General features: G+C 40.0%; 27 protein-coding genes. 20 read left to right on the top strand and 7 right to left on the bottom strand.

The genetic code is table 11. The features are described 5' to 3' along the window. Positions 1–2 precede the first annotated feature (2 nt). The 10 genes from ACE1CI_RS03685 (at position 3) to ACE1CI_RS03640 (ending at position 7050) form a co-directional block, all read left to right on the top strand. Positions 3–1337, top strand: coding sequence for an adenylosuccinate synthase (locus tag ACE1CI_RS03685; RefSeq protein ID WP_413266957.1), 1335 nt, complete (start codon positions 3–5; stop codon positions 1335–1337). A 79-nt stretch (positions 1338–1416) separates the two neighbouring features. Further along, on the top strand, positions 1417–2310 hold the full coding sequence (locus ACE1CI_RS03680) for an ATP-binding protein (protein WP_413266958.1): 894 nt from the start codon (positions 1417–1419) through the stop codon (positions 2308–2310). Further along, the gene (locus ACE1CI_RS03675) at positions 2303–2524 is read left to right on the top strand and encodes a hypothetical protein (protein ID WP_413266959.1); all 222 of its coding nucleotides are present in this window, start codon (positions 2303–2305) and stop codon (positions 2522–2524) included. The genes ACE1CI_RS03680 and ACE1CI_RS03675 overlap by 8 nt, the downstream gene beginning before the upstream one ends. A gap of 23 nt (positions 2525–2547) precedes the next feature. Continuing rightward, entirely contained in the window at positions 2548–2781 is a 234-nt protein-coding gene (locus ACE1CI_RS03670) for a hypothetical protein (RefSeq protein WP_413266960.1), read from the top strand. After that, entirely contained in the window at positions 2781–3152 is a 372-nt protein-coding gene (locus ACE1CI_RS03665) for a hypothetical protein (RefSeq protein ID WP_413266961.1), read from the top strand. The genes ACE1CI_RS03670 and ACE1CI_RS03665 overlap by 1 nt, the downstream gene beginning before the upstream one ends. A 42-nt stretch (positions 3153–3194) precedes the next feature. After that, the gene (locus tag ACE1CI_RS03660; protein ID WP_413266962.1) at positions 3195–3779 is read left to right on the top strand and encodes a 50S ribosomal protein L25/general stress protein Ctc; all 585 of its coding nucleotides are present in this window, start codon (positions 3195–3197) and stop codon (positions 3777–3779) included. Between the two features lie 227 nt (positions 3780–4006). Then, positions 4007–5536, top strand: a complete 1530-nt coding sequence (locus ACE1CI_RS03655; RefSeq protein ID WP_413266963.1) for a bifunctional aminoglycoside phosphotransferase/ATP-binding protein — start codon at positions 4007–4009, stop codon at positions 5534–5536. Between the two features lie 163 nt (positions 5537–5699). Next, positions 5700–5978 (top strand): hypothetical protein, encoded by a 279-nt coding sequence (locus ACE1CI_RS03650; RefSeq protein WP_413266964.1) that lies wholly within the window; start codon positions 5700–5702, stop codon positions 5976–5978. Between the two features lie 12 nt (positions 5979–5990). Further along, positions 5991–6779 carry a YdcF family protein gene (locus ACE1CI_RS03645; protein WP_413266965.1) on the top strand — a complete coding sequence of 263 codons (789 nt, stop codon included), beginning with the start codon at positions 5991–5993 and terminating at the stop codon, positions 6777–6779. 43 nt (positions 6780–6822) lie between these two features. Further along, positions 6823–7050 carry a hypothetical protein gene (locus tag ACE1CI_RS03640; RefSeq protein ID WP_413266966.1) on the top strand — a complete coding sequence of 76 codons (228 nt, stop codon included), beginning with the start codon at positions 6823–6825 and terminating at the stop codon, positions 7048–7050. 114 nt (positions 7051–7164) lie between these two features. On the opposite strand, the gene ACE1CI_RS03635 is transcribed toward ACE1CI_RS03640, so the two are convergent. Next, positions 7165–7389 (bottom strand): ferredoxin-thioredoxin reductase variable chain, encoded by a 225-nt coding sequence (locus ACE1CI_RS03635; RefSeq protein WP_413267040.1) that lies wholly within the window; start codon positions 7387–7389, stop codon positions 7165–7167. A 500-nt stretch (positions 7390–7889) separates the two neighbouring features. Further along, positions 7890–9005: a sulfate ABC transporter substrate-binding protein gene (locus ACE1CI_RS03630; RefSeq protein ID WP_413266967.1), complete on the bottom strand. Its 1116-nt coding sequence runs from the start codon at positions 9003–9005 to the stop codon at positions 7890–7892. A gap of 199 nt (positions 9006–9204) precedes the next feature. Between ACE1CI_RS03630 and ACE1CI_RS03625 the strand changes: the two genes are divergently transcribed. The 3 genes from ACE1CI_RS03625 to ACE1CI_RS03615 all read left to right on the top strand — a co-directional run bounded on the left by ACE1CI_RS03625 (position 9205) and on the right by ACE1CI_RS03615 (position 12658). Next, a complete protein-coding gene (locus tag ACE1CI_RS03625; RefSeq protein ID WP_413266968.1) occupies positions 9205–10614 on the top strand; it encodes a hypothetical protein in 1410 nt (469 codons plus the stop codon). A gap of 67 nt (positions 10615–10681) precedes the next feature. Then, entirely contained in the window at positions 10682–11863 is a 1182-nt protein-coding gene (locus ACE1CI_RS03620; RefSeq protein ID WP_496615595.1) for an aldo/keto reductase, read from the top strand. A 51-nt stretch (positions 11864–11914) separates the two neighbouring features. Then, on the top strand, positions 11915–12658 hold the full coding sequence (locus ACE1CI_RS03615) for a superoxide dismutase (protein ID WP_413266969.1): 744 nt from the start codon (positions 11915–11917) through the stop codon (positions 12656–12658). Positions 12659–12698: 40 nt separating this feature from the next. Here the strand turns inward: ACE1CI_RS03615 and rsmG are convergent, their stop codons facing one another. Next, positions 12699–13457 carry a 16S rRNA (guanine(527)-N(7))-methyltransferase RsmG gene (gene rsmG / locus ACE1CI_RS03610; RefSeq protein ID WP_413266970.1) on the bottom strand — a complete coding sequence of 253 codons (759 nt, stop codon included), beginning with the start codon at positions 13455–13457 and terminating at the stop codon, positions 12699–12701. 3 nt (positions 13458–13460) lie between these two features. Beyond that, complete coding sequence (locus ACE1CI_RS03605; RefSeq protein WP_413266971.1) at positions 13461–14162, bottom strand: ABC transporter ATP-binding protein; 702 nt, start codon at positions 14160–14162, stop codon at positions 13461–13463. A gap of 268 nt (positions 14163–14430) precedes the next feature. Between ACE1CI_RS03605 and ACE1CI_RS03600 the strand changes: the two genes are divergently transcribed. The 4 genes from ACE1CI_RS03600 to ACE1CI_RS03585 are packed head-to-tail and all read left to right on the top strand — an operon-like array spanning position 14431 to position 16891. Further along, positions 14431–15453 (top strand): Sll0314/Alr1548 family TPR repeat-containing protein, encoded by a 1023-nt coding sequence (locus tag ACE1CI_RS03600; RefSeq protein WP_459564137.1) that lies wholly within the window; start codon positions 14431–14433, stop codon positions 15451–15453. Between the two features lie 14 nt (positions 15454–15467). After that, positions 15468–15914, top strand: coding sequence for a DUF3531 family protein (locus ACE1CI_RS03595; RefSeq protein WP_413266973.1), 447 nt, complete (start codon positions 15468–15470; stop codon positions 15912–15914). Between the two features lie 8 nt (positions 15915–15922). Beyond that, the gene (locus ACE1CI_RS03590) at positions 15923–16354 is read left to right on the top strand and encodes an NUDIX hydrolase (RefSeq protein ID WP_413266974.1); all 432 of its coding nucleotides are present in this window, start codon (positions 15923–15925) and stop codon (positions 16352–16354) included. A 21-nt stretch (positions 16355–16375) separates the two neighbouring features. Next, positions 16376–16891 (top strand): protein-tyrosine phosphatase family protein, encoded by a 516-nt coding sequence (locus ACE1CI_RS03585; protein ID WP_413266975.1) that lies wholly within the window; start codon positions 16376–16378, stop codon positions 16889–16891. Positions 16892–17029: 138 nt separating this feature from the next. Here the strand turns inward: ACE1CI_RS03585 and ACE1CI_RS03580 are convergent, their stop codons facing one another. Next, positions 17030–17443, bottom strand: a complete 414-nt coding sequence (locus ACE1CI_RS03580; RefSeq protein ID WP_413266976.1) for a response regulator — start codon at positions 17441–17443, stop codon at positions 17030–17032. Positions 17444–17925: 482 nt separating this feature from the next. Between ACE1CI_RS03580 and ACE1CI_RS03575 the strand changes: the two genes are divergently transcribed. Further along, complete coding sequence (locus ACE1CI_RS03575; RefSeq protein ID WP_413266977.1) at positions 17926–20847, top strand: GAF domain-containing protein; 2922 nt, start codon at positions 17926–17928, stop codon at positions 20845–20847. A gap of 189 nt (positions 20848–21036) precedes the next feature. Next, the gene (locus ACE1CI_RS03570; RefSeq protein ID WP_413266978.1) at positions 21037–21396 is read left to right on the top strand and encodes a CHASE3 domain-containing protein; all 360 of its coding nucleotides are present in this window, start codon (positions 21037–21039) and stop codon (positions 21394–21396) included. Positions 21397–21541: 145 nt separating this feature from the next. Here the strand turns inward: ACE1CI_RS03570 and dacB are convergent, their stop codons facing one another. Beyond that, the gene (gene dacB / locus ACE1CI_RS03565) at positions 21542–23050 is read right to left on the bottom strand and encodes a D-alanyl-D-alanine carboxypeptidase/D-alanyl-D-alanine endopeptidase (protein WP_413266979.1); all 1509 of its coding nucleotides are present in this window, start codon (positions 23048–23050) and stop codon (positions 21542–21544) included. Between the two features lie 37 nt (positions 23051–23087). Between dacB and ACE1CI_RS03560 the strand changes: the two genes are divergently transcribed. Next, entirely contained in the window at positions 23088–24635 is a 1548-nt protein-coding gene (locus ACE1CI_RS03560; protein WP_413266980.1) for a hypothetical protein, read from the top strand. A gap of 177 nt (positions 24636–24812) precedes the next feature. Here ACE1CI_RS03560 and ACE1CI_RS03555 read toward each other — a convergent pair whose 3' ends face one another. Beyond that, complete coding sequence (locus ACE1CI_RS03555; RefSeq protein WP_413266981.1) at positions 24813–26066, bottom strand: L-lactate MFS transporter; 1254 nt, start codon at positions 26064–26066, stop codon at positions 24813–24815. Between the last annotated feature and the right edge of the window lie 8 nt (positions 26067–26074).

Here is a 26074-nt window from a genome sequence, read left to right as displayed (position 1 = left end):
CTTTGGCTAACGTTATTGTAATTGGAGCCCAGTGGGGCGATGAAGGAAAGGGCAAGATAACAGATTTACTAAGTAAATCAGCAGATGTAGTAGTACGTTATCAAGGGGGTGTCAATGCTGGACACACCGTTGTAGTTCAGGGACAAACCTTTAAGCTGCATCTGATTCCTTCTGGCATATTATATCCAGATACCCAGTGCATCATTGGTTCTGGCACAGTCATCGACCCGAAAGTGTTGCTTGGAGAGTTGGATCAGTTAAAAGAACTGAATGTCTCCATCGAAAATTTAATGATTTCTCAGACGGCGCACGTTACGATGCCTTATCATCGCATGATTGACCAAGCATCGGAAGAACGGCGCGGAGATCATAAAATTGGTACTACAGGTCGGGGTATTGGCCCTACTTACGCCGATAAATCCGAGCGAACTGGTATCCGTATTTTAGACTTGATGGAGCCAAATGCACTGCGAAAACAGTTGCGTTGGACAATTAATTACAAAAACGTCATTCTGGAAAAACTATACGATTTGCCGCCTCTTGACCCGGAAGTGGTAATAGAGGAGTATTTAGGATATGCGGAGCGTTTGCGACCTCATGTAGTCGATTGCTCTTTAAAAATTTACGATGCAGTGGAGCGGAAGCGCAATATCCTATTTGAAGGAGCGCAAGGTACGCTTTTAGATTTGGATCACGGTACTTATCCTTACGTTACCTCTTCTAATCCGGTGGCTGGTGGGGCTTGCGTGGGGGCTGGTGTTGGGCCAACGATGATCGATCGCGTCATCGGCGTAGCCAAAGCTTACACCACCAGAGTCGGAGAAGGGCCATTTCCTACCGAATTAGGCGGTACACTAGGAGAGTTGCTGTGCGATCGCGGTGCGGAATTCGGCACAACCACCGGACGAAAACGCCGTTGTGGTTGGTTTGATGCTGTCATTGGTCGCTATGCCGTGCGGATCAATGGTATTGACTGTCTTGCCATTACCAAACTCGACGTTCTCGACGAACTCGACGAAATTAAAGTTTGTGTTGCTTACGAAATAGACGGTCAACGCTGCGAGGATTTTCCTAGCAGTTCTCGTCTGTTTGCCCATTGTCGCCCAATCTATGAAACTGTACCAGGTTGGAAACAATCAACGGCAGACTGTCGCACCTTAGAAGACTTACCTCGCAAAGCATTGGACTATCTGAAATTCCTTGCGGAATTGATGAAGGTGCCAATTGCGATCGTCTCTTTAGGCGCAAGTCGCGACCAAACCATCATCGTGGAAGATCCCATTCACGGCCCCAAGAGAGCATTATTGCATCCTGACGGCACTCCTGTGAACGTCTGAAGCATCAAGGATGCTCTTAAAATAATGGTAGAGGATGGTGTAAACCAGTAAAGAGGCTTAGTTTCTTAGGTAATTAACCATGAGCAGTATCATTCAAGGCTCAAGCGGTCTATTGCAAATAACACACGCTGAAATTAAGCGCAAAATAGCTCATCAAAAGCTTTTTGGGTTAGAGGAATTACAGAAAGATCTCTTTCGTTTCTGTAAAACTGTACTGACTGCCGATCAGCATACAATAGATAAATTCAGCCTTTATGATCTGGCACCATCCGTTCTACTCTACGGGCCACCAAATACAGGTAAAACTAGTCTTTGCCACTTACTTTTTGATCAAATAAAGCGAGAAGTTACTAATGAAATAAATTTTTATACAGTTGATGTGGGTAGAATGCTCGACCCAGCTTTAGGGCAATCTTCACGTAATTTGGAACAGATATTTCAAGATTTAAAAACCCTGTGTTCTGATGATTCATCTGTGTTTTTATTATTGGATGAACTCGATGCGTTTTGTATGAGTCGTAGTCGCGCCCAAGAGCATGATGGTGTGCGACGAGCAATGACTACACTGATGCTAGAACTTGACAAACTTCATCCATCTACAACTAATCGTCTATTAGTGTTTGGTATTACTAATGTTCCTGAGCTTGTAGATACAGCAGTTGTTCGTAGATTTTCTTTAAAACATCCTGTTGATGCTAAATTGTCTTGGAATGAATTTAAATTTTATTTAGAATACCTCAATCAACCTCTAAAATACAATCCTCAAGAAGAAGAATTAAATAAGTTATACCAGATTTATAAACATCGTGAACTTACCACAGGAGACATCAAAGGGTTTTATAAAGTTTTGATGGTAGATGTAGTTTGTCATGATAGTTTGTCTATAAAAGATAAGTTGATAGACCTTTTTGAAGAAGGATTTTCAACCCGCGCTCACCTCTCACAAACTTATAAGGAGTACTTGAATGACTAAAGACTGGGAAACTGATGAAGATAGAATGAGGTATGATTTACTAGTTCACAAAAACTTGATCGGTTGGGTTATTAAAGAGTTAGATAAGGCTGGTATTCCATCGAAAAGAACAAAGGGTAATGATCCAAATGGGGATATATTGCTTATTAATCCAGAAGACGATCCGCGTGTTAAAGAAATAATAAATAATATACAAAAGCGATTTAATAGGTAAATATTTTAACTGGGCATAGAACAATGAACGAGCAACAAAGTGATATTCCAAGCAACCCACATATAGAAGTGAAAAACAAGTATCTTTACGGACAGGAAGTAGATGATATCATCAATAAAAAAAATGTGATAGGCGTGGTAAATGGCAAAAATATTTCTGGCCCTGGCAAAACCAAATTAGAAAAGGCGGGAATAGCTTATGCCGAGAATGTGCCAGAGAGCGAGTTTATGGAATCTGAAGATCAAGAGGAGGGCTAATGTTAGACATAAGTTTTCTCTCAAGAGATGGTCAGTTGACCAACAGCGTGCAAGTAGGATCGGAATTTCACGAGTGGTTGGCAAAAACTGATTTCTCAAAAATTGGTAAATCTGTAAAAACTAAAATTAAAATAGAAGGAGAAGAGGCAAGTTTACCTCTAGTTAAGTTAGGTAAGGATAATCGTAAAAAATTGCGGAATTTCTTACTTGAGGCAATTAGTGAAGAGAGTGATTCTGTACTCTCTCAACTTGGAGATTCTCCCTCAAAGCAAGAACATCAAACTCTCACTTACCGTCTAAAAAAACTCCAAGAGTTGCGGAAGTGTGTGGAAAACGAAAAATATCAGTATCTTCAGCGAGTATCTTCCTGAAGATTTGATAGTATTTGAATACTAAGGAACCAAAATCTGAAAATGGAACTCACAATAGAATGTCAAAAGCGAACAGCAGAATCTAAACCTAATACTCTGCGTCGCAACGGTTTAATTCCCGCCGTTTTATACGGTCACGATGGTACAGAATCACTAGCTTTGACCCTGAACGCCAAAGCTGCTGAAACATTAGTCAAAAAAGCTTCTCTGAATAACACGCTGATTGATGTGAACATCCCTGAAGCGTCTTGGAGTGGTAAAACTCTGTTGCGGGAAGTCCAAACTCATCCCGCAAAAGGTTTTATTTATCACCTCAGCTTTTTTGCTGTAGCTTCACAGAAGAGTTTAGAAGTAGAAGTACCTCTACATTTTGTCGGTGAAGCAGCAGGCGTAAAACTAAGTGGTGGAATGTTAGATCCTGTAATGACACAAGTTACAGTACAATGTCCTCCTGAGAGTATTCCTGATGCCATTGAAATCGATGTTTCTGCTATGAATGTTGGCGATGCACTGCATATCCGGGAAGTACCTTTACCCGCAGGCGTTAAAGTAGTTGGAGATCCGGATCAAGTAGTTGTTAGCGTTCTGCGTGGTCAAGGCGGAACGGAAGACGCAGCAGCTGAGTAAATTTGTCTCAACTACAAGGTATGATTTGTTTACTAGACCAGGGTTCTATACCCTGGTTTTTTTCTGTTTATGACACTGTAGGGTGCGTCAGACCTAAAAACTTTAAATTAACAGAGGGTTTAGTTTTTCTGACGCACCTTACAAAGTGGTAAATATGTGCGAATGGTGCGTTACGTTATCACTAACGCACCCTACAAAGTTTGTGATTTGTAATTTGTAGGTAAAAAATGAGTGAAACTAACCTGCCTCCGGTGATTCAAGAAATGTTAAAACCTGGATTTTATCCTCATCCAGTACAGGAACCAATTAAGCTAATTCAAACTCATGTTTCTTATGTTTTTTTGACGGGGGATTATGCTTATAAAGTTAAGAAAGCTGTGAATTTTGGCTTTTTGGATTATTCGACTTTGGAGTTAAGAGATCATTTTTGCCGTCAAGAATTAGAAATGAATAAACGCGGCGCTGCTGAGATTTATTTGGAAGTTTTACCAATTACCCAAACAGATAATAAGTTGGAATTGGGCGGAAGTGGTGAAGCAGTTGAATATACTTTGAAAATGTGCCAATTTCCGCAAGATAATCTTTTGATTAATATGTTCCATCAGGGGAAACTGACGGAAGAAATGGTGGAAAATTTGGGGAGATTAGTGGCACAATTCCACAGTAAATGCCCAACTAATGATTATATTCTTTCTTTTGGAGAAGTTGCTAAAATTCGTCAGGCTTTTGATGAAAATTACGAACAAACAGCGAAATATATTGGTTTAGCACAAACTCAAGAGCAATTTGATGGGACTAAAGAGTTTACGGATAATTTTTTTGCTACGAAACAAGAGGTTTTAACTAATAGAATTAAAAATCGTTGGATTCGGGAATGTCACGGGGATTTACACTTAGGAAATATTTGTCTTTGGCATGACAAGATTCTCTTGTTTGATTGCATTGAGTTTAATGAACCGTTCCGGTTTGTTGATGTAATGTATGATGTGGCTTATGGGGTAATGAATTTTTCAGTGGGAAATCGTCCCGATTTGGCTAATGCTTATTTAAATACTTACTTGGAAGAAAGTGGTGATTGGGAAGGTTTACAAGTTTTGCCTTTATATGTGAGTCGTCAAGCTTATGTGAGGGCGAAGATTACTTCTTTTCTGTTAGACGATCCGGGTGTTCCTGATGCTGATAAAGAGCAAGCTAAGGTTACTGCTAGTCAGTATTATAAAATGGCTTTTGATTGTACTAAGCTAGGGCAGGGAAGTTTGATTATAATGTCGGGTGTTTCGGGTTCTGGTAAGAGTACTGTTGCGAAAAAAATTGCTCGACAAAGTAATGCTATTCACATTCGTTCTGATGCGGTGAGAAAACATTTGGCTGGTGTTTCTTTGTCGGAAAAGGGAGGGGAAGATTTATATTCTCCTGAAATGACGGAAAGAACTTATTCTAGGTTGTTGGAGTTGGGAGTTTTGCTGGCTTCTGCGGGTTATTCGGTGATTTTGGATGCTAAGTACGATCGCCAATCCCTAAGACAACCAGTAATCGCAGCAGCCGAAAAACATCACCTACCTTTACAGATTTTACACTGCACTGCACCGGAATCAATTTTGCGCGATCGCCTTAACTCCCGCACAGGTGATATCTCTGATGCTACTGCTAACCTATTAACCAGTCAATTAGCTAATGCCGAAAGTTTCACCCAAGAAGAAAAAGTTTTTGTGAAAACTTTGGATACTACCCAGGATTTGGCAGCACAATTAAACTAGGGAAATAGTTAAAGGGGAAAGGTAAGTTTAAGCTTTTCCCTTTACTTGGGAGATTTTTTTATGAACCACTCCAGGCGCAGAGGATACTCAAGAAAAGAAAGGGAGGAGTTCGCTACTGAATAAGATTCCTACATCTGCACTTAAAGTTAGTCTGTTTTTCTTAGTGGCTTTCTTGTTATTGGGAAAACCTTTAATTTGGAGTTTTAGTTTAGCCATTCTCGCCGGAATAGCTACGGGATGGATAATTACAGGGTGGCAAAGCAAAGAGTTACCTAATGAGCAAAAATTAACTGAGGAATTAGCCGACGTTAAGGAGGGTAAAGAGGAAAATAAAAAAGAAAATAAACCTGAGAAACAGCAACAAAAAAAATCTCGGCAGCAACTTAAAAAAAGTTGCTTTTTCTGGAAAAATGCGCGTCGTCCTCCTAAAAAAAGTCGTTAAAATTAAGTAAAAATGTTTTTATTTCTCTCGAAGTTACTGCCAATTTTCTTTTACCCTTTAGGAATAAGTTGCCTGTTGCTGTTTGTAGCTTTAATTATGATTTGGCGGCGACCGAAATGGGCAGCAGGGTTAATTTCATTAGGATTGATTATCTTACTTTTCTTCAGTAATTATTGGGTTTCTACCGCCTTAATTAGGTCTTTGGAATGGCAAAATATTTCTGAAGATGAATTGCCAAATGCCGCAGCTATTGTGGTTTTGGGAGGTGCTGTTTTACCGAAAGTCCCCCCCCGGCCTTGGGTGGAAGTTAGCGAAGAGGGCGATCGCATCCTCTACGGCGCTAAACTATACCGAGATGGCAAAGCCCCAAAACTGATCTTGAGTGGGGGACGCATTGATTGGAAAAATACGGGTATTCCTGAATCAAAAGATATGGCAGAACTTGCTCAAGCTATGGGAGTTCCCAAAACAGCAATTCTGGAAGATCCGACTTCTCTAAACACTTATCAAAATGCTGTTAATGTAAGGAAAATTCTTGATTCCCAAGGCATAGAACGGCGGGTTTTATTAGTTACTTCCGCACTTCATTTACCGCGATCGCTTGCCATTTTTAAGCGTCAAGGAATAGAAGCTATCCCTGCTCCCACCGATTTTATTACCATAGAACAAGACTCAGAAAAAGTCACCTGGCAAGAAGCATTGCTAAATTTCCTCCCCGATGTAGGAAGATTAGCCTATAGTACTCGTGCTTTAAGAGAGTATATCGGCATCATAATCTATCGACTGCGAGGCTGGCTGTAGCAATTTTAAATTTTAGATTGGAAAACTTTACCCCCTAACCATCATGTCAGAAGAATTAAGACGCATTATTCCGACTCCACCACCACCAGCAGACGAAATATTTGCTGTTGTGCAGGTAAGCGGAGAGTTTTACCGGGAAGTACAATATCGCCAAGAATTTGAGCGCTACTGCCAATGGTATTACATGACAGCCCAGCGCCACCGACAAGAGTTAGAGCAAATGCGAGGTGAACTATGTATTTTCAGTTGGTTCCTGAGAAATCGCCGCTAGTGCCATAAGGCTTCCAGGCTTCCAGGCAGAAGGCAGAAGGCAGAAGGGAAGAAGGTTTTTCTGTTTAGCTTTTTAGCTGTTTTCAACTGCTCAATCATTATCTGCCGTGCTGCGCTAGTCTATTAGTTCAACCTCATTTTCGCGAAAATGAGCTTTGAATTTTTTGTCAAACTTGACCTGTATAGGAAGGTTAGCACTCACAGGTCTACCTTTCCACTCATGTATGATCGCGAAAATTTCTCCTTCCAACCCTTGAATATCAAAGGGTTGACCCTTATGTTCGGGATGATGGTAAACAATGACTGACTGTTTAACCCGAATGCGATCGCCAATTTTCATAAACTCCTGTGTTTCCTTTTGAGGTACCTTCACCATGATTTTTAGTTAATTAAGCACTCACAGGGTAGCAATGAACCCGATGACAGCTTGAATAAATAACGACTTTGTTAATCTTTGCACAGAAGCGACCTCAGATCGTTCCAGTCTAAATACTCATTGTTAGGTACACACAGGAGTTGGACACTTACTATTCAGTAGACTTAGTTGCTAATTATTGAGCTTGAGGCTGGTAGCAGGTAGTAGGAATTTCACTACCTAACTCAAGTTGCTAGTTATAAGTCTGGCTCTTTCTTAGCCCCCCTTATTAAGGGGGGTTGGGGGGATCAAAACCTAGTAATCACAGCCTTATATCCCCCCACTACCCCCCTAAGAGATCCCCCTGGAGCCCCCCTTACTAAGGGGGGAACCAGCCCAAGCTTCGCTATTAATATCATGGGGGAACTCCGAAATAATTAATAACTAGCAACTTGCGTTACCTACTACCAAAAACTTATCTCAGATTATCTTCTACCGATCGAACCTTGAATTTGATCGAACATAGCGCCATCAGCGAAAAACTGAGTTTGGGTGCCATTCCAACCTCCCAGTTGACTAACCGTAAATAAGTTGCTAATTCTAGGGAATTTGCTACTAAATTGTGCGGCTACGTTGGTGTTAACTGGTCGAAAACCCACCTGTGCAAAATCTGTTTGAGCTTCTGGCGAGAAAAGGTATTTGACAAACGCCTCTACTACCTGACGATTTTTATGCTTGTCTACATTTTTATCAACTACAGCTACAGGGTTGTCGATCGAAATATTGACTTGAGGAATAATGTAAGGTTCGGTTTCGCCTTGTTGTTTTGCTAAGAGAATTTCGTTTTCATAGTTTAACAACACATCTCCTTGTCCCTGCTTATAAAAAACGTCCGATGCTTCACGGGCATCTCTAGGCAAAACGGGTACATTTCGATAAACTTGGCTAACAAAGTTACGTGCTGCTTGTTGATTTCCCCCAGTTCTAACTACTGAACCCCACAAAGCTAGGAAGTTCCAACGCGCCACACCAGAAGTTTTCGGATTAGCAGTAATTACGCTGACACCATTTTTAGCTAAATCTTGCCAACCTTTGATGCCTTTAGGATTACCTGGTCTAGTTACCAATGCTACTACCGATCGGCTAACGATCGAATTATTTGGTAATTCTCCTTCCCATCCCGGTTGAATTAAACCCGCTTGTTGAATGCGATTAGTGTCTAATGCCAAGGCTAAGTGTACAACATCAGCCTCCAAACCATCAATCACCGCACGAGTTTGCGAACCTGAACCGCCGTAGCTTTGAGTAAAAGTGACATTCTGACCTGTTTCCTTTTTCCACTTGGCTACAAACTTGGGAATGATGCGATCGTAAGCAGATTTAGTCACTGCAAAGGAAACTAAGGTGATTTGTACATTTCCTGGTTGTTGACTCACTGCTGGGTGAGACTGCAATACCCAACCGAAACTCAAACCGAAAGCTAACAACAAAGCAAAAAGGCGGATAGCAGGTAATTGGAACCACCGCCGTAAATTCGTTCGGTTAGCGCCAATGCTGTTAAAGCGTCGCCGTACCAACTCAAAAAGACGACCATACCCCATTGATTAATTTCCCTCCCATGTTAAACTACAGTAAGTTAGTAGGAATACCGTAGTAAATAGCATACATAAGAGAATTACACAAAAATCTCTGGAAAACAAGCACTAAATTGTCTTGATTTCGCTAGTGTTATCTAAGTGAAGGAAAAAGCAGCTTAAGAGTGCGATACTCTTGTTAGTTGGGAATTCTCTAAACTTGGCTATGACATCAACTATTACCCTCAAACAATCACCCGGTCGTTTCCGTTGGTTGCAACGTATTCTTGCGATTATTGCCTTAGTTAATTTATTTTTAGTTTTCTTTGACTTGAGTTATATTTCTTGGCGCGACTTTTACTTTCGCCAGTTTCCCGAACTTACGCGATTTTATGACCAAATAAAGGGAATTGAACCGCATCGAGATACGCAGAATTATCTTCAGCAAGTAAATCAATTAGAAACATTGGTAGCGGCGGATGGTTTGCAGTCGCCGGAAGTGGAGACAGCTTTAGCGGAGTTGCGTTTGTTGAGTAATCAATTAATTGAGGATGATCCTTTTGCGATCGCCAATAAAAGCGGTTTGTTGGAGAAGATTAAGAATTTGATTCGCGATCGGTTAGCCAAAAGTTCTTCCCATCAAGCTTTTAATAGTTTTTGGAGTTCAGAATATCTTTCTCAAGTTGGTTGGTCATCAGAAATTAATTTCTTTAATTCTTCAATCCGTCCCTTAATTGCAACGAACTATTACCGCCATATTGATACTAATAGTAAATTCGTCGATAAATTCTGGAAACTTGACCTACCATTTATTATTTTATTCGCTCTCGATTACCTAGTGCGAACTTTTGCTATTAGCCTTCGTGACCCCAACCTCACCTGGTTAGAAGCAATGCTAAGGCGGTGGTATGACCTATTTTTACTTTTACCTTTTTGGCGGTGGTTAAGAGTAATTCCTGTATTAGTTCGCCTCAATCAATCAGAATTAGTAGATTTTAAACCGTTTAGATCGCAAATTAACCGAGATTTTGTGGCTAACTTTGCTCAAGAAATGACCGAAGTTGTCGGGGTGAGAATGATTGATGGAATGCAAAACTCAATTAACCGAGGTGATGTGGCAAACTGGATATTTAATCCCGAAAGTCGCCGTCCTTATGTGGATATTAATGATACTAATGAAGTGAGAGCGATCGCATCCCGCTTAATCTACCTCAGCGTCTACGATGTACTTCCCCACGTTCAACCCGATATCGAAGCATTACTACAATACATCATCAAAAGCGCCCTCGACCAATCCCCCGTTTACAAACAGCTGCAAAACATTCCCGGTGTTAACAAATTACCCAATCAACTAGCAGAAAATTTAGCCAAAGACATCTCCCAAACAAGTTACAAAACCCTCAAAGCTGCCATTGAAGATCCCGAAGTCGCCAAACTCGCCTCTAGGCTATTCACCAACTTTGAAAAAGCTCTAGAAGCAGAATTGCAGAAAAAGCACAATCTGCAACAAATCGAAAAGTTACTAGTAGATATGCTTGAAGAAGTGAAAATTAACTACATCAAAGATATTGAACTAGAAGGCGTAGAAAAAACCTTAGATGAATCTTCCCAGTTGCGCCAAATTATTCAACAGTAGCCATCTCACCTGCAAAAATTTTGTTACATTATTTAAAATAAATGAAACAGTTGTGAGTTTACCAATAATGCAGTATCGGCGCTTTGGACGTACTAATCTTTCTATCCCTGTGTTTTCCTGTGGCGGAATGAGATATCAATATAAATGGAAGGATGTCCCAGGTTGGTGCATTCCTGGGGATAATCAAAAGAATTTAGAAGCAACCATTCGTCGTTCAATTGAACTAGGAATTAATCACATTGAAACAGCCAGAGGTTATGGCACTTCCGAATTACAATTAGGCAGAATTTTACCCAAATTTCCCCGCCACGAAATCATTGTGCAAACCAAAATTGGCCCCACTGCCGTTCCGCAAGAATTTGCCAAAGCCTTTGAAAAATCCCTCAGTAATTTGCGCTTGGAATATGTCGATTTACTGGGAATACATGGCATTAATAACGCCGAATTACTCGATTACACAATTCGTCCGGGTGGCTGCTTAGAAGTAGCGCAAAAACTCCAGAAACAAGGCAGAGTTAGATTTATTGGTTTTTCCACTCATGCCCCAACAAATATTATTACTCAAGCCATAGAAACCAACCAATTTGATTATGTCAACCTCCATTGGTACTATATCAATCAAAATAATTGGTCAGCCATAGAAGCGGCGAGGAAACATGACATGGGTGTATTTATTATTAGCCCTTCCGATAAAGGCGGACAACTTTATAACCCACCCAAAAAACTTGTAGATTTGTGCTACCCTCTTAGTCCAATGGTATTTAATGACTTGTTTTGTTTAAACCATTCCCAAGTCCATACTTTAAGCTTAGGTGCAGCTAAACCAACAGATTTTGATGAACACTTAAAAACTTTACCTTTGCTAGATCAAGCTGATGAAGTTTTACCGCCAATAATTGCCAGATTGGAAGCAGAAGCAATTAAAGTTTTAGGCGAAACATGGGTAAAAACTTGGCACATTGGTTTACCGTCTCAAGAAGAAACACCTGGTAATATTAACATTCCCGTAATTTTATGGCTGCGAAATTTGGCGTTAGCTTACGATATGTATGATTATGCCAAAATGCGCTACAACTTGTTAGGAAATGCGAGTCATTGGTTCCCAGGGCAAAAAGCCAATAAAGTTAAACAATTCGACTTGCGCCAATGTTTAATTAATAGCCCTCATGCAGATAAAATTCCGGCTTTGTTAGCAGAAGCACATCAGTTGTTAGGTGGAGGAGAAGTTAAACGCCTTTCTCAAGAATAAATATTTTTAAAATGCGATTAAACTGAGAAAGTGAAACAGTTGGTATTGCTTATGATTCTCAACCGTCGCAACTTTTTAATTTTAGCTGGAAGCAGTATTGGTGCTGTGACTTTGGGTGCTTGTCTAGCATCTGGAGATAATATTACCACCGCAGAAAGTGAGACGAATGTAGCACAAAACACAGGGGTTTTTACACTGCCACCTTTACCATACAGCTATGATGCTTTAGAACCGCATATTGATGCGCGAACGATGCAATTTCACCATGATAAACATCATGCAGCTTATGTGAAGAATTTGAATGATGCGATCGCCAAATATCCCAACTTAAAAGGTCAAACTGTTGAACAATTACTGCGAAATATAAACAATGTACCACAAGATATTCGCACCACCGTTCGCAACAATGGCGGTGGACATTATAACCATAGTATGTTTTGGCGAATCATGAAACCAAATGGCGGCGGACAACCCACAGGTGAAATTGCTACTGCTATTAATAAAGCATTTGGTAATTTTGCCGAATTCAAACGACTATTTAATGAGTCTGGTAGCAAACGTTTTGGTAGTGGTTGGGTTTGGTTAGTTCGTAACCCCGATGGTAAACTAGGAGTAATGAGTAGTGCTAATCAAGACAGTCCATTAATGGAAGGAAAATTTCCCATTATGGGCAACGATGTTTGGGAACACGCCTATTATTTGAAATACCAAAACCGTCGCGCCGACTATTTAGATGCTTGGTGGAATACCCTCAACTGGGATGAAATTAACAAACGTTTTGCCGCCGCAACTTAAATAATGTAGGGTGCGTTAACACCAGTGTAACGCACCGTTTTTACTTTTTAAATTTGGGTTTTTTACCTGATTCAATAACTGCGACTTTTCGCAGATGCAAACAATGACGAATGCTGTTACTAATTGGGGTGGTAAAAGGATCGATTAATTCGATCGCACCTCCCAAACTCAATAAAGTCGATCGCAAATCTACCGCTTCTTCCTCCGTCCAATTACCACGATACAGAATTGCCAACCCCCCAACTTTGAGAAAAGGCAAAGCATAAGCCGCACAAACTAAAGCCGAGCCAACAGCGCGAATTACAGCAATATCGTAAACTTCTCTATATTGAGATTGCTTGCCCAATTCTTCCGCCCGACCTGTTAAAGTTTTAGCATTCTTAAGCCCCAATTCGGAAATCAAACTCTCTAAAAAAGTCAATTTCTTGCGAGTCGAATCGAGCAAAGTTACCTGCCAATTTGGTTGAGTAATGGCAATGGGTACACCTGGAAAACCTGCACCAGTTCCGATATCAATTACTTGGGGATTGGGGATGACAGGCAAGATGCCTGTCCTACAATCCAATTCTGTCTTCCCCAAAAATCGGGAAATTCCTCGCAAAGAATCCCAAAGATGTTTTTCCCAAAAATCAGTCGGTTCAGTAATTCGAGTTAAATTTAGTTGACGATTTCCTTGAAGAATTAACTCATAAAGCAATTGAAATTGGCTTAATTCCCCATTACTCGGTTGCCAATTTAAGGTTTTCTGCCAGAGTTCGGACATTTCCGGCAGTTGTGGCGTTTCTATTGAATTACTCATTGCTTACTTAACAGTAATTGTTCCCCCTTGTTCCTCAGCACTTCTGCTTTTGCAGTCTCCAGTTCTCAGTTTAACTGGGTCTACAGCTATTAATTCGCCGTGATTTAATGTCCAACAGCGATCGGCTATTGCTAACAAATCTCCCGCATCATGAGTAACAACAAATAAACTTAAATGTTTCTTTAATTTTGCTAACAAATTCACCAATTGACGACGCATCGACCAATCTAACCCAGCAGTCGGTTCATCCAATAATAATAAATGCGGCTGACGAATTAATTGCACTGCTAAAGCCAAGCGTCGCTGTTGTCCACCACTTAAAGAATCTGGGGAAGTACCTAATGATAAATGAGCTAATCCCACTTCTGTCAATGCTTCCTGAACTCGCTGAGCACCTAATTCTGGATGTCCTAAGCGCAATTCTTCCAAAATAGTACTACCACAGAAATAACGTTCGGGAAACTGAAACACTAACCCAGCTAATTGTTGCAAATGTTCAGGTGTCAATTCCTGATCTCGCCACAACACTTTCCCTGATGTGTTTTCACTTAACCCAGCCAATACTTCTAACAAGGTACTTTTGCCGGAACCACTCGGTCCAATCACTAACCCCATTTGCTGCGGTGCTAACTCCAGGTTAATGGTTTTTAAAATCGGTGCTGGGGTAGCTGCGGGATGATAACTAAGTTCTCGAAGATAGAGCATTCAGTAAAAAATATGAACCATTCTGTCATCATTGTGGCATAAGGGGGACTGGGGGCAGAGGGGCAGGGGAGCAGGGGGGCAGGGGAGAAAGTTTTGAGTTTTAAGTTTTGAGTTTTAAGTTAAAGAGTTTCCTTGTCTCCTTGTCCCCTTATCCCCTCTTCTCCTCTGTTCACTCGCAGGAACAGTATGATTTAACTTAGCGTCTTGGCTTTGGCATTATTCAGAATAAAGGTTTAGAAGAAATGAGGTGATGAGAGAGATGTTTTCTATTCCTAAGAAATTTTTTGCTGTGAGCGGGTTATCATCGAGTAAGTGTCGATCGCTCATCGGTTCGCTGGTGATGGCTCTCAGCTTATCGGTAAATTTGGCTCTAGCGGGAGATCCTTTCCGCGCCAATAACCCTAAACCGATCGGGGAAAAAACCGAAAAAGCTTTTAACGCTGTGTTTCGCGAGGGAAATTACAAATCAGCAACAGAGATTTATTTGCCGGAAGCAGAAGCGCAAGAACCTGATGAACCGCTCATTTATGCGATGAAAGCTTCTATGGTTTACACTGATTGGCAAAGTGATAAGAAAAATCAAGCTTTGTTGGACTCTTTTAAATCTTACGCTACCAAAACCCGTGAAACTGCGGAAAAATTAAAGGCGATCGATCCTTTACGTGGTAATCTTTACGTAGCTGTTAGTCATGGCTTGGATGCGGCTGCGGTAATTACGGAGAAGGGAACGCTCAGCGGCGCGACTGAAGCTTTAGGTAAATTACAGGAGGTTTACCGCAATTTAGATGAGGCGGAAAAGATCGCACCAGAAGATCCAGAGTTTAATTTGCTCAAAGGTTGGTTAGATTTACTAATTTCGGTCAATTTACCTTTTTCTAATCCTGAATTGGCAATTCAACGTTTGGAAAAAGCGGCTCCTAGTTATTTAGCTGATCGCGGAATTGCTGTGGGTCGTCGAGATTTGAAACAATATCAGCAAGCACAAGAATATGTCGATCGCGCTTTGCAGGAAACACCGAACAATCCAGAGTTAAACTATTTAAAGGCACAGATTTTAGTCGATGCCAAGCAAGACCAAGAAGCGCAAAAATATTTTCAGTTAGCTTTGGCTAACTCGGAACAATTACCAAAAGAAATGGTGGCGCAAATTGTCCGCGAACAATGCAAAAGTCAAAATACTATCGATCGCACTGAACAAAACAAACGCAATTGTAGCGCGATGCGAAATCAGGTCAGAGCAATGGCAGGAAAATGGGGGCCAAGTTTGAGTCAGTTACCTAAATTAGATTAGTTGAGATTGAAAACATGAAAATAGAATTTCGGGAGTTCGATCCTTTCGATTTATGGATTTGGTTACAGTTCCCTACTGTTCCTAGTCCCAAGGAAAAACAGTACATTGAAGAGATTTTTGATTCCTGGTTTCTGTTGGGAAAATTGGGAGGTTTTAATGCGGAAAATCTGCAAGTTCAAGATACTGGTATAGACATCAGTTACATGGATTATGACCAAGAGGCAGCTGATGAAAGTTTCATGGCTCTGATGCACAATATGAGTGAGGTGGAATATCAGGGAACTTGGGCGCGTTGCTGGTTTGATTTGGGTACTAGTGATGCGATCGCTCTTGATGTTTTAGTCAATGCTCTGCAACAATTGAGTAAGGAGTATGTCACCATTGAAACTTTATTTATTGGAGGCGAAAATAAAGATTGGCCTGTAACTAGACAACGGGAAGCTAGCGTTTACGATAACTAACTAAATTTATGCTCAGAGAGGGTAAAATTCGGGTTTTAGCTTTGGGGATAATTCTTGATGAGCGCGATCGAGTTTTTCTCTCCCAAGGCTTTGACCCTAACACAGAAAAACACTTCTACCGCGCTATGGGTGGCGGTGTCGAATTTGGCGAAACTAGCGAAGCAGCCTTAAAGCGCGAATTTGACGAAGAAATCCAGGCAGAATTAAACAATATCAAATATTTGGGTTGTCTGGAAAGTATTTTTACTTTCAATGGTAAGCAGGGTCACGAAATTTTATTTATCTATAAATGCGATTTTGTCGATCCTAAGTTTTATCAGTTGGAAACTATCAATTTCAATGAAAATAAACGCCAAAAAACTGCTCTTTGGGTAGAAATTGAAAAGTTCAAATCAGGAGAATTAAAGCTAGTTCCTGAAAAATTTTTAACTTATTTATGAAAGGGATTTTTAGGATAATCAATGATTAACCAAGTCAAAAAGTTATTCGGAATTGAAAAAAAATCTACTAGTACTAATACAACCAATCTGTTTTCTGTAGATTGGGTAATTCCTCAGAAATTAGCAATTGGTAGATTACCTCAAGCTGGTGATGGGGAACAACTAGTCAAAGCTAAGATTAAAACAGTGCTTTCCCTTTGTAGCGAACAAGAAGGAGTATTACCAGAGGAAATTACCCAAAATTTCCAATGTTTCCGCGTAGTTTTACCCGATCGACATTACACTACAGAAATGACAGCAGAACAGCTAGCTGAAGCTGTAGATATCGTTCACCAAAACATCCAAAACAATTCCCCGATTTTTGTCCACTGTTTAGCCGGAATTGAACGTTCCCCAACAGTTTGTATTGCCTATCTATGTAAGTACCGAAAAATGGAACTTTGGGAAGCAGCTAACTGGCTAAAACAAGTTCATTCTAGCTCACTTCCTAACGATTCAGGATTACGGGCTATTCGGGAATTACTTCAGCAAAAATAGTAGTCTCAGGAAAATCTTACTCTTGCCAAAATCCAAAGTTAACCTAATAAATTTTCCATTTTAGGAGGAGTATACACAAAAAAGTTTTTTTCCTATTTATCCTAATTCAAGACAGCTTAATTTGGCTAACTAACCGAATTAAGCTTCTCCGGGGACTTCTGCTGCTAAATTTCCATTAACAAACTTTTCCACAACTTGCTGTAATTGCTGAGCATCAAAAGGTTTAGTTAAATATTCCGTAGCACCCGCTAAACGTCCTTGTACTTTATCAAAAAGTTTATCTCTTGCCGTCAACATAATTATTGGTAAATCGCGGAACTGCGGTAAATTACGTACTGTTCGGCAAAATTCTAAACCATCGATTCCAGGCATTGAGACATCCAGTAATAATACGGAGATCTTTTCGTGGTAAATCAGCGCTAAAGCATCAACTGCATTGCTAGCTACTATTACCCGATAATCTCGCCCTAAAGCTCTTTTAATCATCTCTTGCATGACGACGCTATCATCCACCGTCAGCACTGTTGAAATATGGCCTAAATTTGAAGACATACCTTCTATCTCCCGTCTTCGAGTTGATGGTTATACCACAACTTTAACTTGTTTCCCAAGCAAACCTTAGTATTATTTTATATACAATTGTACTTGATTATTTAATATGACTACAATAGAAATAACTATTAAAAAATTTAAGCATAAATTTTTGTTAATACACCTAAAGAAAGATTAAATTTAATTTAAATTAATACAGCGTGTTATTAAAATAATTTTAAGAACCAAACTATAATAGTGGGCTTGTTGATGGGCATGATAAAGAATAAACATACTTAGTTAATTTAGGCAAAGGATAAAGGTTAAAATTGGAAGTTTAGCTAAAGTTTTACTCGAACCTTTGTGGAACGTTAGTGTAAAAGAAATATAAAAAAATCACTCAAGGGACGATCGAGCTTTTGAAAAATCAAAAAATTTTTATAGGGCTTCCCATACTAAAGAAGAGATAGGTTAATTATTATACATTCAAGGGGGCACAAAAGATGAAAGCATTGTCAGGAACTCGGACAGCACAGAAACTCTATAATTTGAGCCTGAGCCAGTATGAAACTGATAATAATTCTGAGGCTGATTTCGACGACCTGACTAGTCTAGCAGCTTATATTTGCCAAACTCCAATTGCTGTGATTAGGTTGCTTAAGGGTAAAAAACTGTTACTAAAATCAAAGTTGGGTTTGAGTACAACGGAAGCCCAACAATGTGAAGATTTGTGCGCTTTTACCAGCCATCAAACTGATTTACTAGTTATTCCAGATACCTTAGCCGATCGAAGGTTTGCCTTGCATCGAGCGGTACAGCTAAATCCCAAAATTAGATTTTATGCGGCTGTTCCTTTGGTGTCAACTCAAGGCGTAATTTTGGGTACTTTATCTGTAATGGATTATGTACCGCGAGAAATTTCTCGGCAAGTTTACCGAGCATTTCAAGCTTTAGGTCGTCAGGTTGTGAGTAAACTGGAGTTACGGAATCAACTCTGCCTCCAAGGTCATCAATTAATCAAGGTTAAATCAATGCCATCAAAAGCACCTTGGGATGTAGCTAAAATATTTGAAAGCATTACTGATGCTGTTATTGCTTTGGATCGCCAATGGCAAATTACCTATTTGAATTCAAGAGCCGAGCAGATGTTTCCGCACGCTCAAGAAGAGTTAGTGGGGAAAAACTTTTGGCGGGAGTTTTCTGAGGTAGAAGATTCAAATTTATTTACAGAATGCCAGAGGGTACTAGCTCAAAATGTAACGGCTCATTTTGAAGAGTTTTACTTGCCGCTAGGTATTTGGTTAGAGGTGAGAGCTTGCCCTTACGATGATGGGTTAGTAATTTATTTACGGGATGTGACAGCGAGGAAACAAGCAGAGGCGATGTTAATGGAACGATCGCGCCTCTCAGTTTTTAGTGCTGAAATTGGTATTACTTTAGGACAGGGTGGTAATTTAACTGAAATCCTCAACCGCTGCACGCAAATAATGGTAAATCATCTGGATGCTGCTAGTGCTTGCATTTGGACAGTCAACCCCGGAGCAGAAAATTTGCAATTGCAAGCGGTTGCTTTTGCTGCTAATTGTGCTTTTCCTCAGTCGGGAAAACAATGTTTTACCGGAGAAAGGGAAGAATTAACAGCTTGTAATTGGCTACATCCTGATAGTTCAATTGTTGATTTTATTCTGCAAAGTCACCAACCTTACTTAAATAATAAAATTCAAACACAAGACTCGCTAGGTGTAAAATCATGGCTGCAAAAAATAGGTAGTTGTAGTTGTGCTTTGCTGAAAGCTTTTGCTGCTTATCCTTTAATTGTGGAAGACCGTTTAGTGGGAGTGATGGGGCTTTCTAGTCGCCAAAGTTTCAGCGAAGAAGCACATAGTATGTTGGAGTGGATGGCTAATGCTATTGCTGTGGCGATCGATCGCACTTGGGCAAGATCGGAATTACTTTCTCGCCGGGAAACTTTGCTGTTTAGATTAGCTAGCCAAATTCGGAATTCCTTAGATTTGGATACAATTTTGGGAATTGCGGTGAATGAAATTCGCAGTTTATTACAAATCGATCGCTGTCATTTCTTGTGGTGTTGGCCTCACCCAGAAAACCCAAGTTTAACTGTAACTCATGAAGCTTGTCACCCGGATTTACCTAGCTCTTTGGGTGATTTTCCTAGCGAAAAAGTCACCAATTTAGCCAGAAAAATTTTGAATTTAGAAACAATTTGGATTGACAATATTAATAATGCAACTAATTTAGATGACCAGACGCGATCGCTATTAAATAGTTTTGGTATTACTTCACAATTATTAATTCCTTTACAAACCCATTCTGGTCAATTAGGTGCAGTAGTATGTAGCCATTGTAGTGGTGCTCGACCTTGGAGTAATAGCGAAGTTGAACTGCTCAAAGCTGTGGTGGATCAGTTGGCGATCGCGATCGATCAAGCCGAACTTTTTGCCCAAACTCGCGCCGCTGCTTTTGCTGCCCAAAGTCAAGCCCAACAACTGAGTCATGCTCTACAAAACCTCAAACAAACCGAAGCCCAGTTAGTACATACAGAAAAAATGTCTAGCTTAGGGCAAATGGTAGCAGGTATCGCTCATGAAATCAACAATCCGGTTAACTTTATTTACGGCAACTTAGACCATGCCAATGGTTATATTGCCGACCTCTTAGGACTGCTACATTTATATCAGCAATATTATCCAACTCCCGTTCCAGAAATTACCGAAGAAGCGGAAAATATTGACTTAGAATTTCTTAAAGAAGACTTACCAAAATTATTAGCTTCCATGCAGGTAGGTACAGAACGAATTCGGCAAATTGTCCTATCTTTAAGAAACTTTTCTCGGTTGGATGAAGCGGAAAAGAAACCTGTAAATATTCATGAGGGACTTGATAACACCTTACTAATTTTACAAAGCCGCTTAAAAGGTGGACAAGGTAAACCAGAAATTCAAGTAATCAAAGAATACGGCAATGTGCCTGCAATAGAGTGCTATGCTGGACAACTTAATCAAGTGTTCATGAACATTATCAGCAATGCGATCGATGCCTTGGAAAATGTCCCAGAACCGAGAAAAATTACGATTCGCACTTCCGTAATTAAAAATCACTCCGATCGTCAGTTGTGGGAAGGCGAAAATAGTTTACAGGGCGATTATTTATTAGAAAATAATGATAATTTCCACATAGTAGTAGTGAGTATTGCTGACAATGGGCTAGGAATGACGGAAGAAGTGAGAAAACGGTTATTTGACCCATTTTTTACTACTAAACCTGTAGGCAAAGGAACTGGATTAGGTTTATCAATTAGCTACCAAATTGTAGCCGAAAAACATGGCGGTCAATTGAGATGTAATTCTGCACCTGGAAAGGGAGCGGAATTTGTGTTAGAAATTCCGGTGTTTATTGGTGAATAGGAATTAGGAAACAAAAGCTGAGAATGAGGAAAAGCGATCGCACTGTTCACAATAGCTAAAATGCTGGTGCCAGAAAAATTGGGTCGGGAAATCTAAACTTTATTATAGATTTTCGCCTGGTGTGTAAACTGACAAACTCTAATGGGATTAATAGAACTAGAGTTCTCACCTGTTTTGGAGTGACTGTCAATGTTAAATTTTAGCAATCTCAAGCTTAGAGGACGCATTCTTTTCGGATATGGAGTTCCTTTATTGCTGACACTTGCTGCAACTTCAGCAGTTATTATTAACGGGCAAAAAGTAGAACAACAAGGAATAGCAACTGAACGAGGTTGGTCGCTTGTGCAAGATAGCGATCGCTTGGAGTTAACATTACATAAACGACAGTCAATGATTCGCGCCTACTTACTAACAGGTGAGGAACGATTTTTGCAGCAATATGAAGAAAGTGTTAACGAATATAATAAATACATTAAATCTTTAGAGACAGCAGTGCAATTCTCCACTCCTGAACGCAAGTTATTTTTGTTGATTTCCATTATTGAATAAGTAGATAGATATAAATAAAGTGAAAACTATGGCGGGCAAGATGCCCACCCCACAAGAAAGCTGTAACTCTTGTGGGGTGGGCTCTCCTAGCCCGCCCCATCCTCATATAACTATTATCACTTTATTTATTTACACCTACTTAATTTTATTCACACCGCCGTAACTGTGTTAGTAAAAGCACAATTTCATCAATTGAACTCCGAATAATCCCTGCTGGTTGATTTGAGTGATTCACCATAATGCTAAAAACCAATCTTTCATAATTAGGTGCATCAACATATCCAGATAATGTAGCTACACCTGTTAAAGTGCCCGTTTTCGCCTGAATAATTCCCAACCCCGGAGTATCTTTAAATCGATTTTGTAAAGTGCCGCTAACTCCAGCTACAGGTAAAGAAATTCGATAAATTTCCCCTTGGGGTGACTGGGAAATTACCTGCAAAGTTTGCACTAAAGATGCAGGACTCACTAAGTTACGTCGAGATAAACCAGAACCATCTACTAGGATAAAACTTGCGCTATCTACTCCCAAATTTGCCAAAGTTGTTTGAATTACATTTAATCCCAAAGTAGCAGTATCTTGATTTGTGATTGTTGAATTGTTTACTCCTAAAGTTCTTAACAAAGCCTCAGCATAAAGATTATTACTGGGTTGATTAGTGTCAGCAATTAACTGTAACAATGGCGGAGATTCCACAAAAGCTAATTCCGGTTCATTGGTTTTTTCTGCACTGTTTATTACCAGGGATTGCCCCACAGTAATTCCCTCTTGAGTTAAGGCTAATTTAAAATGTTGTAAAAATTGTTCACCCGGATCTCTGACAGGGATAGATAAAACTTCGGGTGGGGAGTCGATCGCCATTTGTCCGCGAATTTGTAAGCTTGGTTTTCCCAAAATTCCATTTACTTCAAACTCACTTTTCACCCCACTCGCCGCCGTTAAAGTTTGATTTTCAATTTGCCATTGCCAAGCAGCAAAAGGGTCATTCCAAGTAATTTTTACAGGTTGACCTAATTCTTGGGGAGAAAGCTGTAATTCCACTACATTTTGATTTAAAATTAAACTGTTGACAGGTGCGCCATAATCTGCATGAACATCTTCCCATTCCCAAGTCGGGTTCAGAGATAATGCTTGAAAATAACCATCTTGGACAATTAACTGCTGAATTTGGCGAATTCCTTGACGGCGTAGCTGTTGCGCCAAGTCGCGCAATTGTGCATCTGTTAAACTGGGATCGCCACGTCCGACTAAACGCAAAAGGCCATTTTTGCCATAAACAGAAGTGCGGATACGAAAGTTCGATCCTAATTGCAGCAAAGCAGCAGCGGTGGTGAATAACTTGACGTTGGAAGCGGGAGTAAAATATTGCTGTGCGTTCCGGCTGTAAAGGGTGCGCGAAGGTGATAAAGTTTGAATCAAGATGCCCCAATGAAGGCGACGATAATCGGGACGATCGACGATCGCATCGATCGCTTCCGGTAATTGAGCAGGGCAAATATTAGTTACAGAATTCTGCTTACCTGATACTATAGACTGTGGAGAAACAACTAATTGGGCTTCAGCAGAGACAGCTTTTAAACCCAAAGGAAAACCTAAAAATAATACTAAGCAACCAACTGTTCTACCAACTGCTGTTAGCCTTTTGAATTTCATAGAACACAAAAAAGTTTAGGTTTTTATAGCTTAAATTATGAAAACACCAAATCAAAATTTTTACCAACGTCCAGTTCCTAAAAAATTTCGGTTGCGCGGCAATAGTTTTTTAACTTTTTTTACGGGAGTCAGCGTTATTGTTGGTATTTTCGGGTTAACTGCTGTTGGATTTTTGGATATATTTAATCAAGAATCACCCTTGAACCAAAAAGCCCTAAAACCTTTACTAAATTCCGCCAATCCCCCAGTAAATATTCCCAAGGTAACTACTCCTAATATAGCTTTAGAAAGCAATTCTACAGTACAAGAAAATTCTTATTTGCAATCTATTTTAGATGGTAAAGGACAAATCCAATTAGTTTCTTTACAGCGAGATTTCGGCAAAAATGATGAAGTGAAGCTGCAAATGCGAATTTATCGCCAAGTCGCAGAAGTCAGCGCTGCTGATACAATTAATATTGGTACTATATCAGCAAAGAATTCGATTTCTGGAGAAACTTACCAAGCAATAGATCCAGTCAAGCGATCGTCGGGAATAATTAAATTATCGGATATCCCCGTTGGTAAATCCGTAGATGCTTACGTGGTGTTGAGAGTGCCGAAAAATGCGATCGTACTTGATATCATTAACGACAATGTTACCAAATTCAAAAATGCCTTAGTTGGCATTGCTGAACCAGTAGCTACTAGTTTAAATAATAATTCCTCACTCCCCCCCATTAGCGGAATTTCTGGGCTACCAACAGCCCCAACTCCCGGAAATATTGCTTATCCGCTGCCTTCAGCTATGCAAAAAGCCAATTTACCCGATGTTTCTATAGCCAGAAATCCCACCGATCAAGATATTAGCAATGCCCTAGCAATTGCCTTGGGACAAACTCCCACCTCAACTACAACTACTACCTCTAGAACACCCACAAATCAAACTACAACTACTACTCCCGTTCCCATTCCTTCGGCGGCAAATCTAATCAATCAAGACAGCAAAAATCCTACCACAAAGCCTAACCTTCCGCCGCCTCCAACTGTCATAAATCCCGCAGCAAAAACCTCAGAAACTACTCCATCTTCTAATATTTCACTAGCAGATAAAGCAGTACCAACTCTTCAAGAACATAGTCTAGTATTAGATAATAATAATAATAATGAACTTAAACCTGGTGAATTTGCTCAATTAGCTTATGGTAGTAAAGCTAGAGTAGAATTAATTTCTGTGCAACGAGTTCCCGATCCCCAATCAGGTGAGCCTAATATAGTAAGTGTACAGATGCGAATTAGCCGCTTGGATGAAAAAGTTGCGGATACTAATGTAATTAAAGTGAGTGACACAACTGCTGGTAATTCAGTTTCTCAACAAACTTATAAACCAGTAAATTCTTTGGAAAATGTTCCTCTACCTGTAGCTTTGAAAGATATTCCTCAAAATAGTTCAATAGATACTTATGTGTGGTTAAAAATTCCCAAAGGAGTCTATGCAATAGATATTTTTGTTCCCGAAACAGGTGCATTTAAAAATGTGCCAATTGCTAATTACCCAGAAACAAAGGGACAAGGGAACAATGGGACAAGGGGACTAGGGGACTAGGGGACTAGGGGACTAGGGGACTAGGGGACTAGGGGACTAGGGGACTAGGGGAAATTGATTAACTCAAATCTGGATCGGGATTTATTGATTTACATGATGATTAAGATTAATCAATAAATCTGCTAAATCTGTAAATTTTGGTCAAAATTTTCCCTGTACCCTGTACCCTGTTCCTTGTTAAGAAATATCCATCTCTGATGAAGATGAAACTGTCCAAGAACGCTTTAGTAAAAACCAAGCGCAAACTATGCCAATAATTGCCAGAATAGCAGTGACATAGAAAGCGTAAGTGTAGCTGCCGAAAATGTCTCTAATTCTGCCAGCTACGATCGTACCAAAAAACGCACCGACCCCATAAGCCGTGAAAACAATACCGTAATTTTTGGCGTAATTTAATGGGTTAAACAGCGTTAAAGTCGCTGTGGGAGCAATAGCTAACCAACCGCCTAAAGATAGCCAGAATAAACAAAAAGCTGCCAAATAACTAGCGACATTCCCTTGTCCAGCGCTACTCATTAAAATTGAAGCGATTAAGATTAGGACGTAGTTAATCACAGCAGCATTTCTCGGTTTATATTTATCTGCTATCCAACCGAATAAAGGACGACCTAAACCATTAAATACGGCAAAAAGTGAAACTGTGGCGGCGGCAGTTCCGGCATCCAGTTTAATAATTTCTTGGGCAACTGGGCTGGAAATACCGATCGCTGACAGCCCCACAAATGTCCCTATTGTATAGCAAATCCACAATCCATAAAATGATGAAGTTTGCATCATTTGTACATCATCATTTATGGCTATTCTAACTGATTGGGAAGGTTCCCATCCTGCGGGTTTCCATCCTGTTGGCGGAAAAGTTAGAGTAGCAGAAATCAACAGAATAATGAGGGTAAAAGCAATACCTAAAATCAAAAAAGTTGGCGGTACTGTATTGGTTTCAATCAAAGTTTTGGCTATTGGTGCAGTGACTAAAGGCGATAAACCAAAACCAACTACTGTTAAACCAACTGCTAATCCTTTTTTATCAGGAAACCATCTAGCAGTGACGGCTAATGGTACTCCGTAAGCAATTCCTACTCCTGCACCTGCGATGACTCCATAAGTGAAAACTAGGCTAGAAATATCGCTGGCAAAACTTGATAATATATAACCTAATCCGGTGATTATACCGCCAACTGCTGTTACTAACCGACAGCCATATTTATCGATAAAAAAGCCAGTAATTGGCATCAAAATCGCAAAAACTACCAACAATACTGTGAATGGTAATAAACTTTCCGTAGCTCCAATACTAAATGCTTTTTCTAAGGGCTTGCGGAAAATGCTCCATGAGTAAACTGTACCCAGACACAGTAAGACAATCAATCCTAATGGAACGTACAACCATCTGCCTTGTTCTGGTGCCATTCCAAAAACTTTTGTTCTTTCCATTTGTTTAA

It is taken from the genome of Floridaenema flaviceps BLCC-F50, from assembly GCF_041929275.2.
In the GTDB taxonomy this organism is placed as follows: Bacteria; Cyanobacteriota; Cyanobacteriia; order Cyanobacteriales; family Aerosakkonemataceae; genus Floridanema; species Floridanema flaviceps.
The sequence above is the reverse complement of the archived record's forward strand: the minus strand, read 5'-3'. Positions and strand labels throughout refer to the sequence as shown.

What these genes read in the sequence shown, in the direction of transcription:
- ACE1CI_RS03680 (WP_413266958.1), top strand. Translation starts at nt 1,417, where the DNA reads ATGAGCAGTATCATTCAAGGCTCAAGCGGTCTATTGCAAATAACACAC.
- ACE1CI_RS03675 (WP_413266959.1), top strand. Translation starts at nt 2,303, where the DNA reads ATGACTAAAGACTGGGAAACTGATGAAGATAGAATGAGGTATGATTTA.
- ACE1CI_RS03670 (WP_413266960.1), top strand. Translation starts at nt 2,548, where the DNA reads ATGAACGAGCAACAAAGTGATATTCCAAGCAACCCACATATAGAAGTG.
- ACE1CI_RS03665 (WP_413266961.1), top strand. Translation starts at nt 2,781, where the DNA reads ATGTTAGACATAAGTTTTCTCTCAAGAGATGGTCAGTTGACCAACAGC.
- ACE1CI_RS03660 (WP_413266962.1), top strand. Translation starts at nt 3,195, where the DNA reads ATGGAACTCACAATAGAATGTCAAAAGCGAACAGCAGAATCTAAACCT.
- ACE1CI_RS03655 (WP_413266963.1), top strand. Translation starts at nt 4,007, where the DNA reads ATGAGTGAAACTAACCTGCCTCCGGTGATTCAAGAAATGTTAAAACCT.
- ACE1CI_RS03645 (WP_413266965.1), top strand. Translation starts at nt 5,991, where the DNA reads ATGTTTTTATTTCTCTCGAAGTTACTGCCAATTTTCTTTTACCCTTTA.
- ACE1CI_RS03640 (WP_413266966.1), top strand. Translation starts at nt 6,823, where the DNA reads ATGTCAGAAGAATTAAGACGCATTATTCCGACTCCACCACCACCAGCA.
- ACE1CI_RS03635 (WP_413267040.1), bottom strand. Translation starts at nt 7,389, where the DNA reads ATGAAAATTGGCGATCGCATTCGGGTTAAACAGTCAGTCATTGTTTAC.
- ACE1CI_RS03630 (WP_413266967.1), bottom strand. Translation starts at nt 9,005, where the DNA reads ATGGGGTATGGTCGTCTTTTTGAGTTGGTACGGCGACGCTTTAACAGC.
- ACE1CI_RS03625 (WP_413266968.1), top strand. Translation starts at nt 9,205, where the DNA reads ATGACATCAACTATTACCCTCAAACAATCACCCGGTCGTTTCCGTTGG.
- ACE1CI_RS03620 (WP_496615595.1), top strand. Translation starts at nt 10,682, where the DNA reads ATGCAGTATCGGCGCTTTGGACGTACTAATCTTTCTATCCCTGTGTTT.
- ACE1CI_RS03615 (WP_413266969.1), top strand. Translation starts at nt 11,915, where the DNA reads ATGATTCTCAACCGTCGCAACTTTTTAATTTTAGCTGGAAGCAGTATT.
- rsmG (WP_413266970.1), bottom strand. Translation starts at nt 13,457, where the DNA reads ATGAGTAATTCAATAGAAACGCCACAACTGCCGGAAATGTCCGAACTC.
- ACE1CI_RS03605 (WP_413266971.1), bottom strand. Translation starts at nt 14,162, where the DNA reads ATGCTCTATCTTCGAGAACTTAGTTATCATCCCGCAGCTACCCCAGCA.
- ACE1CI_RS03595 (WP_413266973.1), top strand. Translation starts at nt 15,468, where the DNA reads ATGAAAATAGAATTTCGGGAGTTCGATCCTTTCGATTTATGGATTTGG.
- ACE1CI_RS03590 (WP_413266974.1), top strand. Translation starts at nt 15,923, where the DNA reads ATGCTCAGAGAGGGTAAAATTCGGGTTTTAGCTTTGGGGATAATTCTT.
- ACE1CI_RS03585 (WP_413266975.1), top strand. Translation starts at nt 16,376, where the DNA reads ATGATTAACCAAGTCAAAAAGTTATTCGGAATTGAAAAAAAATCTACT.
- ACE1CI_RS03580 (WP_413266976.1), bottom strand. Translation starts at nt 17,443, where the DNA reads ATGTCTTCAAATTTAGGCCATATTTCAACAGTGCTGACGGTGGATGAT.
- ACE1CI_RS03575 (WP_413266977.1), top strand. Translation starts at nt 17,926, where the DNA reads ATGAAAGCATTGTCAGGAACTCGGACAGCACAGAAACTCTATAATTTG.
- ACE1CI_RS03570 (WP_413266978.1), top strand. Translation starts at nt 21,037, where the DNA reads ATGTTAAATTTTAGCAATCTCAAGCTTAGAGGACGCATTCTTTTCGGA.
- dacB (WP_413266979.1), bottom strand. Translation starts at nt 23,050, where the DNA reads ATGAAATTCAAAAGGCTAACAGCAGTTGGTAGAACAGTTGGTTGCTTA.
- ACE1CI_RS03560 (WP_413266980.1), top strand. Translation starts at nt 23,088, where the DNA reads ATGAAAACACCAAATCAAAATTTTTACCAACGTCCAGTTCCTAAAAAA.
- ACE1CI_RS03555 (WP_413266981.1), bottom strand. Translation starts at nt 26,066, where the DNA reads ATGGAAAGAACAAAAGTTTTTGGAATGGCACCAGAACAAGGCAGATGG.